General features: G+C 60.0%; 12 protein-coding genes and 1 pseudogene. 11 read left to right on the top strand and 2 right to left on the bottom strand.

What is annotated here, in order from left to right; translation table 11 throughout:
- The first annotated feature begins 54 nt into the window (after positions 1-54).
- The 6 genes from CKW29_RS17040 to CKW29_RS17065 all read left to right on the top strand — a co-directional run bounded on the left by CKW29_RS17040 (position 55) and on the right by CKW29_RS17065 (position 10262).
- Complete coding sequence (locus CKW29_RS17040; protein WP_095143712.1) at positions 55-681, top strand: response regulator transcription factor; 627 nt, start codon at positions 55-57, stop codon at positions 679-681.
- Positions 682-4317: a transporter substrate-binding domain-containing protein gene (locus CKW29_RS17045; protein WP_095148862.1), complete on the top strand. Its 3636-nt coding sequence runs from the start codon at positions 682-684 to the stop codon at positions 4315-4317. It begins immediately after the preceding gene.
- 144 nt (positions 4318-4461) lie between these two features.
- Positions 4462-5664, top strand: coding sequence for an EAL domain-containing protein (locus tag CKW29_RS17050; protein ID WP_095148863.1), 1203 nt, complete (start codon positions 4462-4464; stop codon positions 5662-5664).
- A 126-nt stretch (positions 5665-5790) separates the two neighbouring features.
- Positions 5791-6225: a chemotaxis protein CheY gene (locus CKW29_RS17055; RefSeq protein WP_095143709.1), complete on the top strand. Its 435-nt coding sequence runs from the start codon at positions 5791-5793 to the stop codon at positions 6223-6225.
- 146 nt (positions 6226-6371) lie between these two features.
- Positions 6372-7019: a response regulator transcription factor gene (locus tag CKW29_RS17060; protein WP_095148864.1), complete on the top strand. Its 648-nt coding sequence runs from the start codon at positions 6372-6374 to the stop codon at positions 7017-7019.
- A 6-nt stretch (positions 7020-7025) separates the two neighbouring features.
- A complete protein-coding gene (locus CKW29_RS17065) occupies positions 7026-10262 on the top strand; it encodes a transporter substrate-binding domain-containing protein (protein ID WP_095148865.1) in 3237 nt (1078 codons plus the stop codon).
- Positions 10263-10328: 66 nt separating this feature from the next.
- On the opposite strand, the gene CKW29_RS17070 is transcribed toward CKW29_RS17065, so the two are convergent.
- A complete protein-coding gene (locus tag CKW29_RS17070) occupies positions 10329-11237 on the bottom strand; it encodes a LysR substrate-binding domain-containing protein (protein WP_095143706.1) in 909 nt (302 codons plus the stop codon).
- 106 nt (positions 11238-11343) lie between these two features.
- On the opposite strand from CKW29_RS17070, the gene CKW29_RS17075 reads away from it, so the two are divergent.
- The 5 genes from CKW29_RS17075 to CKW29_RS17095 all read left to right on the top strand — a co-directional run bounded on the left by CKW29_RS17075 (position 11344) and on the right by CKW29_RS17095 (position 15930).
- The gene (locus tag CKW29_RS17075) at positions 11344-12210 is read left to right on the top strand and encodes a pirin family protein (RefSeq protein WP_095143705.1); all 867 of its coding nucleotides are present in this window, start codon (positions 11344-11346) and stop codon (positions 12208-12210) included.
- A 93-nt stretch (positions 12211-12303) separates the two neighbouring features.
- Positions 12304-12987, top strand: a complete 684-nt coding sequence (locus tag CKW29_RS17080) for an isochorismatase family protein (RefSeq protein WP_095143704.1) — start codon at positions 12304-12306, stop codon at positions 12985-12987.
- Between the two features lie 57 nt (positions 12988-13044).
- Positions 13045-13671, top strand: coding sequence for an isochorismate family cysteine hydrolase YcaC (gene ycaC, locus CKW29_RS17085; RefSeq protein WP_095143703.1), 627 nt, complete (start codon positions 13045-13047; stop codon positions 13669-13671).
- Between the two features lie 190 nt (positions 13672-13861).
- Positions 13862-15304: a mechanosensitive ion channel family protein gene (locus CKW29_RS17090; protein ID WP_095148866.1), complete on the top strand. Its 1443-nt coding sequence runs from the start codon at positions 13862-13864 to the stop codon at positions 15302-15304.
- A 185-nt stretch (positions 15305-15489) separates the two neighbouring features.
- Positions 15490-15930 carry a carboxymuconolactone decarboxylase family protein gene (locus CKW29_RS17095; RefSeq protein WP_095148867.1) on the top strand — a complete coding sequence of 147 codons (441 nt, stop codon included), beginning with the start codon at positions 15490-15492 and terminating at the stop codon, positions 15928-15930.
- 137 nt (positions 15931-16067) lie between these two features.
- Here CKW29_RS17095 and CKW29_RS17100 read toward each other — a convergent pair.
- Positions 16068-16613, bottom strand: a pseudogene (locus CKW29_RS17100) (HlyD family secretion protein); the annotation flags it as partial.
- Between the last annotated feature and the right edge of the window lie 21 nt (positions 16614-16634).

Consider the following 16634-nt stretch of genomic DNA (forward strand, 5'->3'; position numbering starts at 1 on the left):
TCAGCCGGGAACGTTTCCCTTTGGTCTGATCCGGCCAGTTTTACAGAGGTTTGTATGTATAAAGCGATGGTTGTGGACGATCATCCGTTCATTCGTTCTTCGGTCAGGATGCTGTTGGAGCAAGTGCATTTCGACGTGGTCGCCGAGGCGGATAATGGTGCCGATGCCGTGCAACTGGCTCGCGAGCATGCTCCGGATCTGATAATCCTCGACATCGCCATGCCCAAACTGGACGGTCTGGAAGTCATCAGCCGGATCAGCGCATTGCGCCTGTCTGGCAAGATTCTCGTGCTGACGTCACAGTCGCCGCAGTTTTTTGCCATGCGCTGCATGAAGGCGGGCGCCGCAGGCTATATCTCCAAGACCGAGGATGCGGACGAACTGCGCAGGGCCATTTCGGCGATCATGGATGGCTACAGCTTTTTCCCGAACCTGCCCTGCAGTTCGGTCCGTCGCAGCGATATCCAGGCCACCGATCTTGAGTTGATCCAGAGTCTGACCGACCGGGAACTGACCATTCTGCAGCAGCTGTCGAACGGTCTGAGCAACAAGCAGATCGGGGACGCCATGCTGCTGAGCAACAAGACCATCAGCACCTACAAAACCCGATTGATCGAGAAGCTCAACGTCAAGTCGGTGGTCTACCTGGCCGACTTCGCCAAACGTAACAACCTGATCTAGATGCCTTCCCTTAGAAAGTGTCTTCCGGTTGCCGTACTTGTGCTCTTGTCGCTGTGGACCAGCCTGTTGCAGGCCGGACCGCAGACCTACAACCTGGTGGGCCGTTCCAGTGTCGACGGTTATCACGTTGTGCTCGATGACAGCGACTGGCTCTGGTTGCGCAGCAAAGGAACGCTGGTGCTGGGTGCATCGGCCCCGGAGTACCCACCGTTCGGTATTACCAACAATGGCAATGACTACGAAGGCCTGAGCGCTGACTATGCGCAGTTGCTCGGCCAGTTACTGCAGGTTGACATCAAGGTGCAGCGCTACAGCTCCCGTGAAGACGTGATCAAGGCGCTGAAAACGCAGCAGATCGACTTTCTCGGGACCTCCAACAATTTCGAGGCCGAAGATCCGCAACTGGTACTGTCCAGTGCCTATGCCGATGACCAGCCAACGCTGGTCAGTCGCACTGACGACACTCAGGACGTCACGCAGGATCTGGCGGGCAAACGCCTGGCGATGGTCTATTACTACCTGCCCCCGACGCAGGTGCAGGCCTTCTATCCCAAGGCTCGGCTGCAACTGTACCCATCGACCCTGAGCGCCATCGGTGCAGTCGCGTTTGGCCAGGCGGATGTGTACATCGGTGATGCCATCGGTGCGAATTACCTGATTCTCAAAAACTACCTGAACAACGTCCAGTTGGTTGATTTCTCGCGCATGGAAGCCAACGATTTTTCCTTTGCCTTGCGGCGCGATGATCAACGCTTGCTGCGAATCATCAATGCAGCGCTGGCAGCCATCCCCACGGAGGAGCGGCTGAATATCCTGCGCCGCTGGAACGCCGGTGGCGCCAGCCTCTCAGGAAAAAATCGGGTGCAGTTCACCGCCAGCGAACAGCGTTGGCTGAACGCCCATCCCCGGGTGCGCGTGGCCGTGGATGGCAGCTTTGTGCCTTTTTCATTCTTTACTCGTGAAGGCGAGTTCCGAGGGGTTGCGGCCGATGTGCTGGCCAGGTTGACGCTACGCACCGGCTTGAAGTTCGATGTTCAGCAAGGCTCTTCCGTGCCCGAGCTCATCGACCGGATCGAATCGAAGCAAGCGGACTTGCTGGTCTCCCTGACCCCCAGTATCGAACGTGAACACACGTTGCGTTTCACTCGTCCTTACCTGAACACACCGTACGTACTGGTGAGCCGAATCATTGCCGACGCCCCGCCCACTCTGGATGAAATGACCGGTCGGCGACTGGTACTGACCCGCGGTAGTGCGATCAAAGACATGGTTGCCGAGCGCTATCCCGGCATTCGCTTGTTGGTCGCGGATAATGCCCAGATAGCCATGAACATGGTAGCCAGTGGTGAGGCTGATGCGGCGGTCAGTTCTCTGATCAGTGCGCGCTACATGATTTCCCGGCAATTTCGCGATCAGTTGCAGATCACCAGCACTGTGGGCACTTCGTCGGCCCATATGGCCTTTGCCACGGCCCGCGACTCGCCAGAGCTGTTCTCGATTCTGGACAAGGCGATGTTCAGCATTCCGCCGGAGGAGATGGACGAACTGACCAATCGCTGGCGCAGTGAAGCGGTGATCGAAGACAGCTATTGGTTGCGCTACCGATCGACGATCATCCAGGGTTTTGCGATTGCCGGGTTGCTGTTGCTGGTTGCATTGGGCTGGATTGGCTACCTGCGTGTATTGATACGCAAGCGCGAGCAGGCCGAGCGTGCACTCAACGATCAACTGGAATTCATGCGTGTACTGATCGATGGCACGCCTCATCCGATCTATGTGCGGGACCGGCAAGGGCGCATGATGGCCTGCAATCATGGTTATCTGGAAGTGTTCGGGGTTGAGCGCGACGCGGTGATCGGCCAAACGGTGATTTGCGGCCAGCTCAAGAGCGTGGTCGAAGCCAAGGCTTTTCACGAAGAGTACCTGCAGGTGATGGAGGAGGGGCTGCCGCGCGTGCGGGACCGCCAATTGACCTTGTCTGAACACGACGTGCGCACGATTTATCACTGGATGTTGCCGTATCGCGGCAGCGACGGTCGGGTCAGCGGCATGATCGGCGGCTGGATCGACGTCAGCGAGCGCCAGCAGCTACTGGAACAATTGCGTGAAGCCAAGGATGAAGCCGACGAGGCCAACCGTGCCAAGACCACGTTCCTGGCCACCATGAGCCACGAAATCCGCACGCCCATGAATGCGGTGATCGGCATGCTTGAGCTGGCCATGAAAAAAGCCGATCAAGGGGTTATGGATCGTTTCGCCATCGAGGTGGCGTCGGGGGCGGCGCGGGGACTGCTGGAGCTGATCGGCGATATTCTGGACATCTCCCGCATCGAATCGGGCCATCTGTCGCTGGCACCTGAACGTGCCAACCTGCGTTCACTGGTGGAGTCGGCGGCAAGGATTTTCGACGGGCTAGCCCGACAGAAACAGCTGCACTTGCACCTGGAGGTGGATGCTATCGCCAACCAGGATGTGTTGATTGACCCGCTGCGTTTCAAACAAGTCGTGTCCAACCTGTTGAGCAACGCCATCAAATTCACGGCAGAGGGTCAGGTGCGCCTGAGTGTGAGGGGCCAATCGGTTGGCGATGCGCAACGCCTGCAGGTAGTTGTGCGTGTCGAGGACTCGGGCAGCGGGATATGCGAAGCAGATCAGCAACGGCTGTTCAATCCATTCAGCCAGGCCAGTAACAACATTCAATCGGCCCGCAGTGGCTGTGGCCTGGGGCTGATGATCAGTCGCACCTTGTGCGACATGATGGGTGGGACGCTGGAGCTGTCCAGTGTGTTGGGCCAGGGCACACAAATTGAAGTGACGCTGGAGTTGCCCATCCTGGAACCCCTGGTCCGAAGCGTTCAACCCATGAGCCAGCTCCCCCCCCAGGGTCAGATGCTGAATATCCTGGTCATCGATGACTACCCGGCCAATCGCCTGCTGGTGTCGCAGCAGCTGACTTACCTGGGGCACCGGGTCAAGGAGGCGCAGGATGGTGCCCACGGCCTACGGGCCTGGCGCGGCCAGCATTTCGATGTGGTCATCACCGACTGCAATATGCCTGTCATGAACGGCTATGAGCTGGCGCGGGCGATTCGCAGCGAAGAACGCGCGGGGGGAATTACGCCGGGGCTGATTCTGGGGTTTACCGCCAATGCACAACCGCAAGAGAAACAACGCTGTCGCGAAGCCGGCATGGATGGTTGTCTGTTCAAGCCCATCAGCCTGCGCGATTTGAGCGCCTTCCTGGCATGCGTTGCCCCGGACACCGTCCCGGTCCCAACCAAAGAAGAGCGTCGCACGCCGGCAGACGCCATCGACCTGACCAACCTCGAGCAGCTGACGCGCGGCGATGAGGCGTTGATCAAAAGCCTGTTGGGGGATCTGGCCAGCAGCAATGAAGAAGACATATCGCGGCTCCTCAGTCTGTTCACCCACCATGATGTTTTGGGGCTTGCTGACCTGGCTCATCGGGTAAAAGGGGGCGCACGGATCATCAAGGCCCAAGGGCTGATCCACTGTTGCGAACGCCTGGAGAGCGCCTGCGAAGAGGGAGGTGGCGAGCAACTGACGGCGGCGGTGGATGCGTTGCAACAGGCCATGGAGCGGCTGGCCGATACACTTGAGCAACGGGCTGGCTGAGAGGGTGTCAAGAGGGCGTGGGGTCAATGTTCCTGCAATCGGCAACTCTGGGAAAATTCCTACAAGCTTTAGGACGTTTCCTAAATCAGTTTGGCTGGCATGCCGGGATAATTGCGTCATCTTTCTACGACGCGGGCCGCCAAAATGATACTGCCGATCAGGGTGCTGGTGCTTGAGGATCATGCCTTTGTGCGAGCTGTGGCGGTCAAGACGCTCCAGCAGATGGGGTGCGAGGAAGTGTTCCAGGCCAGTGACGGGGCTCAGGCGCTGGCCCTGCTGCAAACGGTCGGCGCGGTCGACATTGCCCTGTGCGACCTGTGTATGGACGGCATGGACGGCCTGGAGTTCTTTCAGCGCGCAGGACGCTCGGGGCTGGTCGGGTCGATCATCATCAGCAGTTCGTTGTCAGCCGATGTGCGTCGTGCCGTCCGCCAGATTGTTTCGCTGTCGGGGCTCAGGCTGCTGGGGGATGTCGGTAAACCCTTGTACGCACAAGCGCTGGGACTGTTGCTGGAAAAACACCTTGCGGGGCCTCGTGATGACGTGATTGCACTGCCCGTGCCTGAGCCTGCCAGTGAAAGCGAGGTGCGCAGTGCCTTGCGGGAAGGGCAATTGCAGCCGTTCTACCAGCCCAAGTTCAATCTGCTGACCGGCGAAGTCTGCGGCGTGGAAGTGCTGGCCCGCTGGCTCCATCCTTTTCGCGGGATCCTGTCGCCGGCCGTGTTCATGCCGGTGCTGGAGCGCTTTGGGCTGCTGGATGAGTTGCTGTTTACGCAAATGGACCAGGTCCTGACCTTGCTGCGGCCAATGCGTGAGCAAGGCTCCACGCTCAATGTCGCCTTCAACCTGCACGCCATGCAGTTGGCCAACCCCGAGCTGGTTTCTACCATCAGGGGTATTCTTGCGTTGCACGATACCCCCGGCAGTTGCCTGACGTTCGAACTGACCGAGAGTGGCTTGCTGGAGGCTCCGGCCACCAGTCTTGAAAGCCTGGTACGCCTGCGCATGATGGGCAGTCGCTTGTCCATCGATGACTTCGGTGCCGGCTTTTCATCGTTGCAGCGCCTGTGCCAGTTGCCGTTCAACGAAATCAAGCTGGACGGTGAGTTCGTCCGCACACTGGACGACGAGCCACGTTGCCGCGCAGTGATCGGCAGCACCCTGGCGCTGGGCGAGGCATTGGGCATGTCGGTGGTGATCGAAGGCATTGAAACCGAAGCACAGCGCCAGCAACTGCTGGCATTGAACTGCCGCCAGGGGCAGGGTTATCTGTTTGCCCGGCCCATGAGCGGCCCTGACTTACTGCGCTGGCTGCAAATGTCATCGGTCCCGCAGAAAAAAAGTTAAATGGAAATGGAACTGTTTCTTTCAGAATAGTCCTACATAAACCCTGCGCTGTTGTCCTTAGTCTCACAGGCTCTTGAAATGGCTAAGTGCAGACTGGCCGCATTGTTATTGCAGAGTTGATCAACTATGCCGAATAAAGCCTTACGTATACTGATTGCCGATGAGCAGCATTTTCATCGGATGAAAGTCGAGCGCCGCCTGAATCAGCTCGGTTACTACCGAATTGCTCCCGTGCATTCACTCGACGAGTTGCTCAGTGTCGTTGAGTACGGGTGTGAACCCTTTGACCTGGTGATCATCAATGCCTCCCTGACGACAGGCACCGGACTGGATCCCCTGGCATTCTGTCAGGACAACCAGCAGATTCGTCATGCGCTGATTTACGATGCCCAGCAGGCCGGGTTGCCAGCGTTGTTTGTCGCGCAGCCGGGTAATGTGCGGATCAGTCAGGACCGGGTTCCGGATCAGGAAACCCTCGAGAGCCTGATGAGCCGCGTGGATCTGCCCATCCCCCTTTCCGAACGTCCTCATCCCTGGCATCAGGGTGGTCTGCGCGCCTGACAAATCTCCAGGTGACGTAGTACCGTTCGTCTGAACTGTCATATCTGACAGGTAGTCGATCCGCTATTCCCGTGCAATAGTCATTGCGCGGCCGTGTCTATTCGGCCCATGTTTTTGCCGTGGGCGATACATTTACAGGAGTTGCCATGAGTTCACTGTTGATCGCAGACGATCATCCGGTTGTTCGGGCGGCTCTGAAAATGGTGCTTGGGGCACTCAAGGACGCTAATAACAGGCCGCTGTTCCAGACCATCGCCCAGTCATCCACTGCCATCGATGCCCTGCTGGCGATTCGCGAGCATTCGCCCAGCCTGGTGGTGCTGGACCTGCAGATGCCCGGGCTCAGCGGACTGGAGTTTCTTGCTCGTCTGCAGCGCGAGCGCTTGCCCTCGCGCATTGTGGTCTTCACCTCCCATGAGCCCAGGTTCTATGTCGAGCGTTGCATGCGGGGTGGGGCCATGGGGTTTGTCGAAAAATCCAACGACCTCGATGAGCTGTGTAAAGCCGTCAAGGCGTTGATGTCTGGCTACACCTACTTCCCTCGACTGGACACCAGCTCGGTGAACCAGAGCCTGCTACAGATGGATGAGCAGAAAATGATCGACAGACTCTCCGACCGCGAGTTGACCATTTTCCAGCACCTGGTACGTGGCTCCAGCAACAAGGAAATTGCCGAGCGCATGCACCTGAGCCACAAAACCGTCAGCACCTACAAAACCCGCTTGATCGAAAAGCTCAACGTGAAGTCCCTGGTTCATCTGCGGGATTTCGCCCAACGCAACCATCTGATCTGAATCCCCGTGAGCACGCGCGCCTGGCGGGTCGTGTTGACAGGGGTCAGCCTGTGTTGGGCGCTGAGCTGCCTTGGTTCCACGCCGGAACCCCTGCGGCTGCAGGGGCGATCGAGTGTCGAGGGCTACCGGGTCAACCTGGATGAAGCGGATTGGCGCTGGCTGAGGGAGAAAGGTCGCTTGCACCTCGGCGCCTCGGCACCAGACTACCCACCCTTCGAAAACACCATCAATGATCAGTACTTTGAGGGTATCACCGCTGACTTTGCCGGGCTGATCGCCCAATTGCTGCATATCAAGGTGGAAGTGGCGCGTTATGACTCGCGCGAGGCAGTGATTGATGCGTTAAAGCAGGGGGAGATTGATCTGTTGGGGGCGGCCAACGGATTCGAAGCCGCCGATTCGCAATTGTTGATGTCACGTGCCTATGCCGAGGACGCGCCCATCCTGGTCACGCGGGTGGGCGACAGTGCGCGTTTGTCACCTGATCTGGGCAACCTGCGGGTGGCGATGCTGGATCACTACGTGCGGCCGGACACCGTCAAGGCAGCTTACCCCGATGTCCGGCTTGAGCTGTATCGCTCGACCTTGAGCGCCATGGGGGCTGTGGCCTTTGGTGGTGCGGATGCTTACCTGGGCGACTCCATCAGTGCCAACTACCTGATCAATAACAACTACCTGAGCAATGTGCAGCTGACGCAGTTCGCCCGGATGGAGGTCAACCCGTTCGGCTTTGCCGTCAGTGCCGACAACCTCCGCTTGCGGGGCATCATCGATGCTGCGCTGGCGGCGATTCCAGAGCAGGAGCGCACGACCATTCTGCGCCGCTGGAGCTCCGGCAGCAGTTTCAGCAACACCCAGCGGGTGCAATTGAGCTCCCGCGAGCAGCGCTGGCTGGATCAGCATCCTCGGATCAAAGTCGGCTTCATGCGCGACTTTGCGCCTTTGTCGTTCGAGGACGAAAACGCCCGGTTCACTGGGCTCAGCGCCGAGGTACTGAACCGGATCAGCCTGCGTACGGGTTTGCGTTTCGAAGCGATACGCGGCGAGTCGCTGAACCAGCAGATTGACCAGTTGAAGCGTGGCGAGATCGACCTGATGGCCGTGCTCACCCCAAGCATTGAGCGCCAGGCCGAGATCCGCTTCACCCGACCGTATCTGATCAACCCCTTTGTGCTGGTCTGTGCCATTGGCAACAAGGCCCCGGTGACCCTGGATGATTTGGCGGGTAAACGCGTGGCGGTGGTCGGACGCAATGCGTTGCGCGAACTCATTAGCGCCCATGCGCGGGATGTGCGTTTCATCGAAGTCGACAGTCCTGCCCAGGCCATGACCATGGTGGCGAACAAGGAGGCCGATGCTGCGATGCCTTCGTTGATCAGTGCGCGTTACATCATTGCCCGACAGTACCGTGACACCCTGCAGGTCGCCAGTACCGTAGGCACTGAACTGACGCACATCGGTTTTGCGACCAACCGTGGCGAGCGTGAGCTCTACTCCATCCTGAACAAGGCCCTGTTGAGCATTTCCCCGCAGGAACTGGACGAACTGGCCAGTCGCTGGCGTAACGAAGTGCCTGTCGACGGCAGCTACTGGTCACGCCACCGCACCACCATCATTCAGGGGTTCGCCGCGGCAGGCCTGCTGTTGTTACTCGCGTTGGCCTGGATCGCATACCAGCGCAATCAGATTCGCAAACGCCAGCAACTGCTGCAACAGGTTCAGCAGGCCAAGGATGCCGCTGACGATGCCAACCGTGCCAAGACCACGTTTCTGGCCACCATGAGCCATGAAATTCGCACCCCCATGAATGCGCTGATCGGCATGCTGGAATTGGCGATGACCCGGGCGCAACAGGGGGTGACCGACCGTTTCGCGATTGAAGTCGCGTCCAGTGCGGCACAACAACTGCTGGAGTTGATCGGCGATATTCTGGACATCTCGCGGATAGAGTCCGGGCATTTGTCCCTCGCCCCGGAACGGGCCAACCTGGGGGGATTGGTCGAGTCGGTGAGCAAGGTGTTCGAAGGCCTGGTGCGGGAAAAGAACCTGCAGTGGTTGGTTGAACTGGACGCTCGCAGCCAGCGCGACGTGCTGATCGACCCGATGCGCTTCAAACAGATCGTCTCCAATCTGCTGAGCAATGCCATCAAATTCACTCGTGCCGGACACATTCGCATGACGTTGCAGGTTGAGCCCGGTACGGTGCCGGGACACGTGGCCGTCAGGCTGCTGATCGAAGACACCGGGATAGGTATCAGCAATGCCGACCAGCAGCGCTTGTTCAGCCCTTTTGTACAGGCGGCCAATAGCCCTCAGGACGGACGCAGTGGCTCGGGGCTCGGCCTGGTCATCAGTCGCTCGCTGTGCGAGATGATGGGAGGGCGTCTGCAGCTCAACAGTGTGCTGGGGAGCGGTACCCGGGTCGAGGTCCAGCTTGATGTAGCGGTCTTGCAACCGTTGACCGAGGTACCGCCAGCACCGGGTGCTGCGCTCGGACCAGGGCGTTCGTTGCAGGTACTGGTGGTGGATGACTACGCGGCCAACCGCCTGTTGCTGGCACAGCAATTGAGCCACCTGGGGCATCGGGTACAGGACGCCAGAGACGGGGAGGAGGGGCTGGGTTTTTGGCGTGAGCATGTGTACGACGTGGTCATCACCGATTGCAACATGCCGGCTCTCAGCGGCTATGAACTGGCGAGGGCGATCCGTGAGGAGGAGCGAATCCACGGATTGAAACCTTGCCTGATCCTCGGCTTCACCGCCAACGCCCAGCACGAAGAAAAGATCCGCTGCCGGGAAGCCGGGATGGACGATTGCCTGTTCAAACCCATCAACCTCAAGGACCTGAATGCCGGACTGACAGGGGCTCCGGTGTTGGCGAATGCATCGGTGTCGGTCGAAACACCCGCGGATCCCGGCGTCGAGTTCGACTTAGGTGGCCTTGAGCAACTGGCCGGGGATGATCGCCACCTGATCGATCATCTGCTGGCCGACCTGACGGCCAGCAATGCCGAGGACAGGGTGCGTCTACAGGCGCTTCATGCCGACAGTGATCGCATCGGTTTGCGGGATCTGGCCCATCGGATCAAGGGTGGTGCGCGAATGATCAAGGCACAGCGCCTGATCCTTTGGTGCGAACAACTGGAGACCGCGTGCCGCGAGCACGACAGCCACTCCCTGAACCAGGCCGTGCAAGGGTTGCACGACGCCATGCAGCGGCTGGATCGGTATCTCAAGCGCTAGACGCTCAGTGGCCAGCTACGCGCTATAAGCTTCTTGCAGCTTACGGCTTACAACTTGCAACTGCCCTTAAGCAATATCGCTCTGGCTGAACTCCGCACCCAGAAAATCGATCAGCGTGCGCACCGACGGTAGCAGGCCACGGCGCGAAGGGAAGATGGCGTGGACGATCCCGCACTTGGGCGCCCAGCCCGGCACCAGTTCCACCAGACGCCCCGCAGCAAGATCGTCACGCACCACCACGGCCGGCAGGTGGGCGACGCCCAACCCCGCCAGTACGGCGGTGCGCAAGGCAATCAGGTCGTCGGTCACCAACCTTGGATGATGGCGGATCACTGCGCTGGCGGCGTCCGGGCCGAACAGCTCCCATTGGTACTCCCGTTGCGCGGCGCCCCAATGCAGGCTCGGCAATCCGCTCAGGTCCGCAGGTGAGGCGGGGGTCGACAAGCGTTCGACAAAGGCCGGGGCGCCCACCAGGCTTTGGGTGCTGTTACCCAGTACTTTCATCACCAGGTCGGTGTTTTCCAGCGGCGGAAAACGCACCCGCAGAGCAATGTCGAAGCCTTCGTGGATCAAGTCCACGCGGCGGTTGGTACTCTCGATGAACAGCTCCACCAACGGGTACTTGAGCATGTAGCGCGTCAGCATCGGCCCGACCCAGGAGTTGAGCAGCGCCGTCGGGCAACTGATGCGCACCAGTCCCTGGGGTTCGGAGCGATTGCGTTCAATCAGTTCGGCGGCGCTTTCGGCTTCCACACGCATCGCCAGGCAGCGCTGGTAGTAGGCCTGACCGATTTCAGTGAGCGAACAATGCCGGCTGGTACGGTGGATCAAACGCACCCCGAGGCGTTCTTCGAGCTGGGCAATGCGTCGGCTGAGTTTCGATTTGGGCATGTCCAGCGCCCGTCCTGCCGCGGCGAAACCGCCGTGTTCGACCACTTGGGTGAAGTAGTACAGGGTGTTCAGGTCTTCCACTATCGTTCTCCAAATAGAACGCTAAGGGTGATTTTTGCAGTCTACCGGATCAAAGGTGTTGGATTTAAGCTTTGTCCATGTTCTGACTCACCCCACATTCGGAGGCACCATGAAAAACATCATCGGTATCTACACCAGCCCAAGGGCGCACTGGGTGGGCGACGGTTTTCCGGTCCGCACGCTGTTTTCCTACGACAGCTTGGGCAAACACATCAGCCCGTTCCTGTTGCTCGACCATGCCGGCCCCGCTGAATTCACCCCGACCACCGCACGACGCGGCGTGGGTCAGCATCCGCACCGCGGGTTTGAAACCGTAACCATCGTCTACAAGGGCGAACTGGAGCACCGGGACTCCACGGGTAGCGGCGGCAAGATCGGCCCTGGCGATGTGCAATGGATGACCGCGGCGTCCGGGATCCTGCACGAGGAGTACCACTCCGAGGCATTCGCCAAGACGGGCGGCACCCTGGAAATGGTCCAGCTGTGGGTCAACCTGCCCGCCAAGGACAAAATGGCCGAGGCCGGCTACCAGACCCTCCTCGATGGCGATATCCCGAGCATCGCCCTGGAGAACAAGGCCGGTAGCCTGCGTCTGATTGCCGGTGAACTCGACGGTCACAAGGGGCCGGCGCGCACCTTCACCCCGATCGATGTCTGGGACATCCGCCTCAATGCCGGCAAGGTGCTCAACCTGGACCTGCACGAAGGTCGCAACACCGCTCTGGTGGTACTGCGCGGCACGGTTCAGGTCAATGGCCTGGAGCTGGTGCGCGAAGGACAACTGGCGCTGTTCGAACGCCATGGCGACCAGTTGAGCCTGGAAGCGAACAACGATGCTGTGGTCCTGCTGCTCAGCGGTGAGCCGATCGACGAGCCGATCGTCGGTCACGGCCCGTTCGTGATGAACACCGAGCAGGAGATTCACCAGGCTTTTGCCGATTTTCAATCCGGTCGGTTCGGCCGGATGCACGGTTAAGCCGTATCGGTTCAATCACCCGCTCTACACAGGATGCGTAGGCCGGTTCCCAGGCCAGGGATGGCTGTTGCCTAAACGAAAGAGGAAACGCACATGAGCACCCACAACGCGGCCAACTTCAACGGCCTGAAACCGACCATCGACCCCAACGACAGCGCGCTGCTGTTGATCGACCACCAGAGCGGCCTGTTCCAGATCGTCAAGGACATGGACGTGCCGCAATTGCGCGCCAACGCCATTGCCCTGGCCAAGGCCGCGACCTTGTTGAAGATGCCGGTGATCACCACTGCCTCGGTACCTCAGGGTCCGAACGGGCCGCTGATTCCAGAGATTCACCAGGAAGCACCGCACGCCCGATACGTGGCGCGTAAAGGTGAAATCAACGCCTGGGACAATCCTGAATTCCGCGCGGCGGTCGAAGCCACCGGCAAGAAAACCCTGGTCATTGCGGGCACCTTGACCAGCGTTTGCCTGGCGTTCCCGTCGATTGCGGCGGTGCATGAGGGCTACAAGGTGTTTGCGGTGGTCGACGCCTCCGGTAACCACTCGAAACTGGCCACTGATCTGACCATTGCCCGTTTGGCACAAGCCGGGGTGGTGCCGATCGACATCATGGCTACGCTATCTGAGCTGCAAGGCTCCTGGAACCGTCCAGATGCCGAGCAGTGGGCTGCTGTCTACGCCCAGGCCATGCCGCATTATCAATTGCTGATCGAGAGCTATCTCAAGGCTCAACAAGTGGCGAACGAACACGAAGTGCTGGACTCCCAGCGCTAACCGGGTACCCCCACGCCGACATTCACTCGGCATCGATAACACGCGAGGACTACTGCAATGACTACTTCTTACAAGCGTCTGGACAAGGATAACGCCGCCGTTCTGTTGGTTGATCATCAGGCGGGCCTGCTGTCGCTGGTACGCGACATCGAACCGGATCGTTTCAAGAACAACGTGCTGGCGCTGGCCGACCTGGCCAAGTACTTCAAACTGCCGACTATCCTGACCACCAGCTTTGAAACCGGCCCCAACGGCCCGCTGGTACCCGAGCTCAAGGCAATGTTCCCCGAGGCGCCGTACATCGCTCGCCCTGGCCAGATCAATGCCTGGGACAACGAAGACTTCGTCAAGGCCATCAAGGCCACCGGCAAGAAGCAACTGATCATTGCCGGTGTGGTGACTGAAGTGTGCGTGGCCTTCCCGGCACTCTCGGCCCTGGCCGAAGGGTTTGAGGTGTTCGTGGTCACGGATGCTTCCGGTACCTTCAACGAACTGACTCGTCAGTCGGCCTGGGATCGCATGTCGTCCTCCGGCGCCCAACTGATGACCTGGTTCGGCTTGGCCTGTGAGCTGCACCGCGACTGGCGCAACGACATCGAAGGCTTGGGGACCTTGTTCTCCAACCACATTCCTGACTACCGCAACCTGATCACCAGCTACAACACCTTGACCGCCGGCAAGTAAGCCGGGTCCGGTGGTGTACACAGCCTCTGTGCACACCACCCATCAACTGCGGGAGCGGGCTGGGCAAGCCCGCTCCCGCATTGGTTTTCCAGTGTTTTGCAGACGGCGTTTATCCCGCAAAAACAATTGCTCCTACACTGTGGCCAATGTGTGCGATCTTCCGTTCATCGGCCTTCGCTGGAGTTGCTTGATGCTGTCACTGCTCACCGACCATCCCCTGTACGCCGCCTTGGCGCTGATGCTGCTCGACCTGTTGCTGTGGCGCGTGATCAGCAGCAGCGGCAGTCAATGGAAGCTGTTGGTGCGGCTGCTGATGTTCTCGTTGTTCAGCGCCGTGCTGTTCAATGAGGGGTTGAACCCGATGCAGGCGGCGCCCTGGCCGGAGAACGTGCCGCTGCACCTGGCGGCGACCGGTTTGCAGATCGCCTGGTGGCTGTTCGCGGCGCGCACCCTGACCGTGCTGATCGGTGCGGTGATGATGCCGCGGGTAGGGCACACCGGCCGGCTGTTGCAGGACCTGCTGGGGGCTGTGATTTTCCTGATCGCGATCATTGCCGCGTTGGCCTATGTCCTCGATCTGCCGGTCAAGGGCGTGCTGGCGACGTCCGGTGCGGTGGCAATCATCGTCGGCCTGGCCTTGCAAAGCACCCTCAGCGACGTGTTTTCCGGCATCGTGCTCAACACCACCAAACCCTATCAACTCGATGACTGGATTTCCATCGACGGCACCGAAGGCCGGGTCATCGACATCGACTGGCGCGCCACGCGCCTGCAAACCGCCCAGGGCAGCATGGCGGTGATTCCCAACTCGCTGGCGGCCAAGGCCAAGATCATCAACTTCAGCCGGCCCAGTGATATTTTCGGCATTGGCGTCAGCTTGCAGTTGAGTCCCCATGCGCGGCCGCAAACCGTGATCGAGGCGCTGGAGCGGGCAATACAGGGGTGCCGGCCATTGCTCGGCCAGCCAGCGCCGAGCGTCGCCTTGAAAAGCGCCAGCAGCAGCGGCGTGGAGTACGAGATCAGTGGTTTTGTCAGTTCGATGGCGCAAAAACGTGAAGCGCGCAATGCGTTGTTCGACTTGGCGTTCCGCCATTTACAGGCGTCGGGCGTCCGCCTGTTGTCGACGGCCGAGGGCGATGCCCCGGTGAACCTGTCGCGGCCACGAGCGTTGCTGGAAAGCTCGACCATTTTCTCGACCCTGCATCAGGATGAAAAGGACACCTTCAGCCAGAACATGGAGCTGATCACCTTCCGCGCGGGCGAGATGATCTTGCCCGCGGGCCAGGTCAGCGATCATTTGCTCATCATCGAATCGGGCGTGGTCTCGGTGACCCTGAGCCGGGCGGGCAACAAGTTCGAAGCCGGGCGCATGGGGCCGGGGGAGGTGATCGGCGAAGCCGGGATTCTGTCCGACGACTCGGTGCCGGCGGACTTCTACGCCAAGACCTACTGCACCCTGTACCGCATCGAGAAGGAGTACCTCAAACCCTGTCTCGACGCTCGCCACGACATCAATGAGGCGATGAAGGCCTTGCTCGACTTCCGCCAGCAAACGGCGCAGACCTTGACCCGCGAAGTGCCGGCGGTTGCGGTGAAAAAGGGCTTCTTGCAGTGGCTGCGTAGCCGCCGCTAGCGCGTGGCAGGCGCTACGGGATCACACGAACCCTGTGGTGAGGGCGCCTGTTCTTTCCCCAGGTCCGGAAAACGGATCAATCGGCAAGCGCCGAATTGGCTTCCTCAACTTCGCAACTATTGGTCATTTGTCCTCGGCCCGGGCGGGGCTACTGTATGCCTCAACCACTTGTTATGGAGCAGACCATGCAACCTCGTATCGACTTCTACACCGCTTCTCCGGAGGCCCTCAAAGCCATGATCACCCTGGAAGGGGCGGTCTCGAAACTGCCGCTGGAAAAGTCCCTGATCGAATTGGTCAAACTGCGAGCCTCACAAATCAACGGCTGCGCCTTTTGCGTTGACATGCACACCGCCGATGCGCGCAAGTCCGGGGAGACCGAGCGTCGCTTGTACGCTGTGTCGGTATGGCGTGAGACGCCGTTTTTCACCCCCCGAGAACGCGCGGCCCTGGCCTGGACAGAGTCCTTGACCCTGTTGAGTCAGACCCATGCCCCGGATGAAGACTACGAACAACTGAGCGCCGAGTTCGATGCCAGGGAAATTGTCGACCTGACCGTCGCGATCACCACCATCAATGCCTGGAACCGCCTGGCCGTGGGCTTTCGCAAAATGCCCCAGGCCTGATCAGTGAGCGTCTGCTGAAGGGGCCGCCGGTTGTTGCACCTTGCGCATCAGGGGCACCATCAGCGTCGCCACGATGAAGCAGACCATGATCATCAGGAAGGTGTCGCCGTAAGTCTGCGTCTGGGCTTCACGGTAAGTCAGCAGCCACAGTTCACCGAGGCGGTTACCGACAAGCCTGGACGTAGATGACCGAGCACGCCGTCAGCGGGGTCCAGCAGGATGCGTACCGGCACCCGCTGCACGATCTTGGTGAAGTTGCCGGTGGCGTTTTCCGGCGGCAGCACACTGAACTGCGAACCGGTGGCCGGAGCCAGGCTGTCGAGTCGGCCATGGAATTGCTGTCCGACGAGCACGTCGGCGTGAATGCTGACCCGTTGGCCGGGCACCATATGCGCCAGTTGATCCTCCTTGAAGTTGACATCCACCCACAGTCCGCTGGCCGGTACCACCGAGAGCAGTTGCGCGCCCGCCTGGGCGTAGGCGCCGCCCCGTGCCCGGCGATTGCCGATCACACCGTCCACCGGTGCGCGCAGTTCGGTGTAGTCAAGGTTCAACTGCGCCAGATCACGTTCGGCACGTGCCTGTACCAGTGCAGCCCTGGCCTGTTGTTTCTGGGGGGCGATGACATCCAGTTGCCGCTGGGTCGCGAGTAACTCGGCCTGCGCCCGGGCGCTCGTCAGTTGCCGCTGGGCAGGTGATCGGTG

Origin of the sequence: Pseudomonas sp. Irchel s3a18, assembly GCF_900187535.1 — a bacterium.
Lineage (GTDB): Bacteria > Pseudomonadota > Gammaproteobacteria > Pseudomonadales > Pseudomonadaceae > Aquipseudomonas.

Coding starts and splice junctions, on each gene's coding strand:
- CKW29_RS17040 (WP_095143712.1), top strand. CDS start 55: ATGTATAAAGCGATGGTTGTGGACGATCATCCGTTCATTCGTTCTTCG.
- CKW29_RS17060 (WP_095148864.1), top strand. CDS start 6,372: ATGAGTTCACTGTTGATCGCAGACGATCATCCGGTTGTTCGGGCGGCT.
- CKW29_RS17080 (WP_095143704.1), top strand. CDS start 12,304: ATGAGCACCCACAACGCGGCCAACTTCAACGGCCTGAAACCGACCATC.
- CKW29_RS17045 (WP_095148862.1), top strand. CDS start 682: ATGCCTTCCCTTAGAAAGTGTCTTCCGGTTGCCGTACTTGTGCTCTTG.
- CKW29_RS17090 (WP_095148866.1), top strand. CDS start 13,862: ATGCTGTCACTGCTCACCGACCATCCCCTGTACGCCGCCTTGGCGCTG.
- CKW29_RS17095 (WP_095148867.1), top strand. CDS start 15,490: ATGCAACCTCGTATCGACTTCTACACCGCTTCTCCGGAGGCCCTCAAA.
- CKW29_RS17050 (WP_095148863.1), top strand. CDS start 4,462: ATGATACTGCCGATCAGGGTGCTGGTGCTTGAGGATCATGCCTTTGTG.
- CKW29_RS17055 (WP_095143709.1), top strand. CDS start 5,791: ATGCCGAATAAAGCCTTACGTATACTGATTGCCGATGAGCAGCATTTT.
- CKW29_RS17075 (WP_095143705.1), top strand. CDS start 11,344: ATGAAAAACATCATCGGTATCTACACCAGCCCAAGGGCGCACTGGGTG.
- ycaC (WP_095143703.1), top strand. CDS start 13,045: ATGACTACTTCTTACAAGCGTCTGGACAAGGATAACGCCGCCGTTCTG.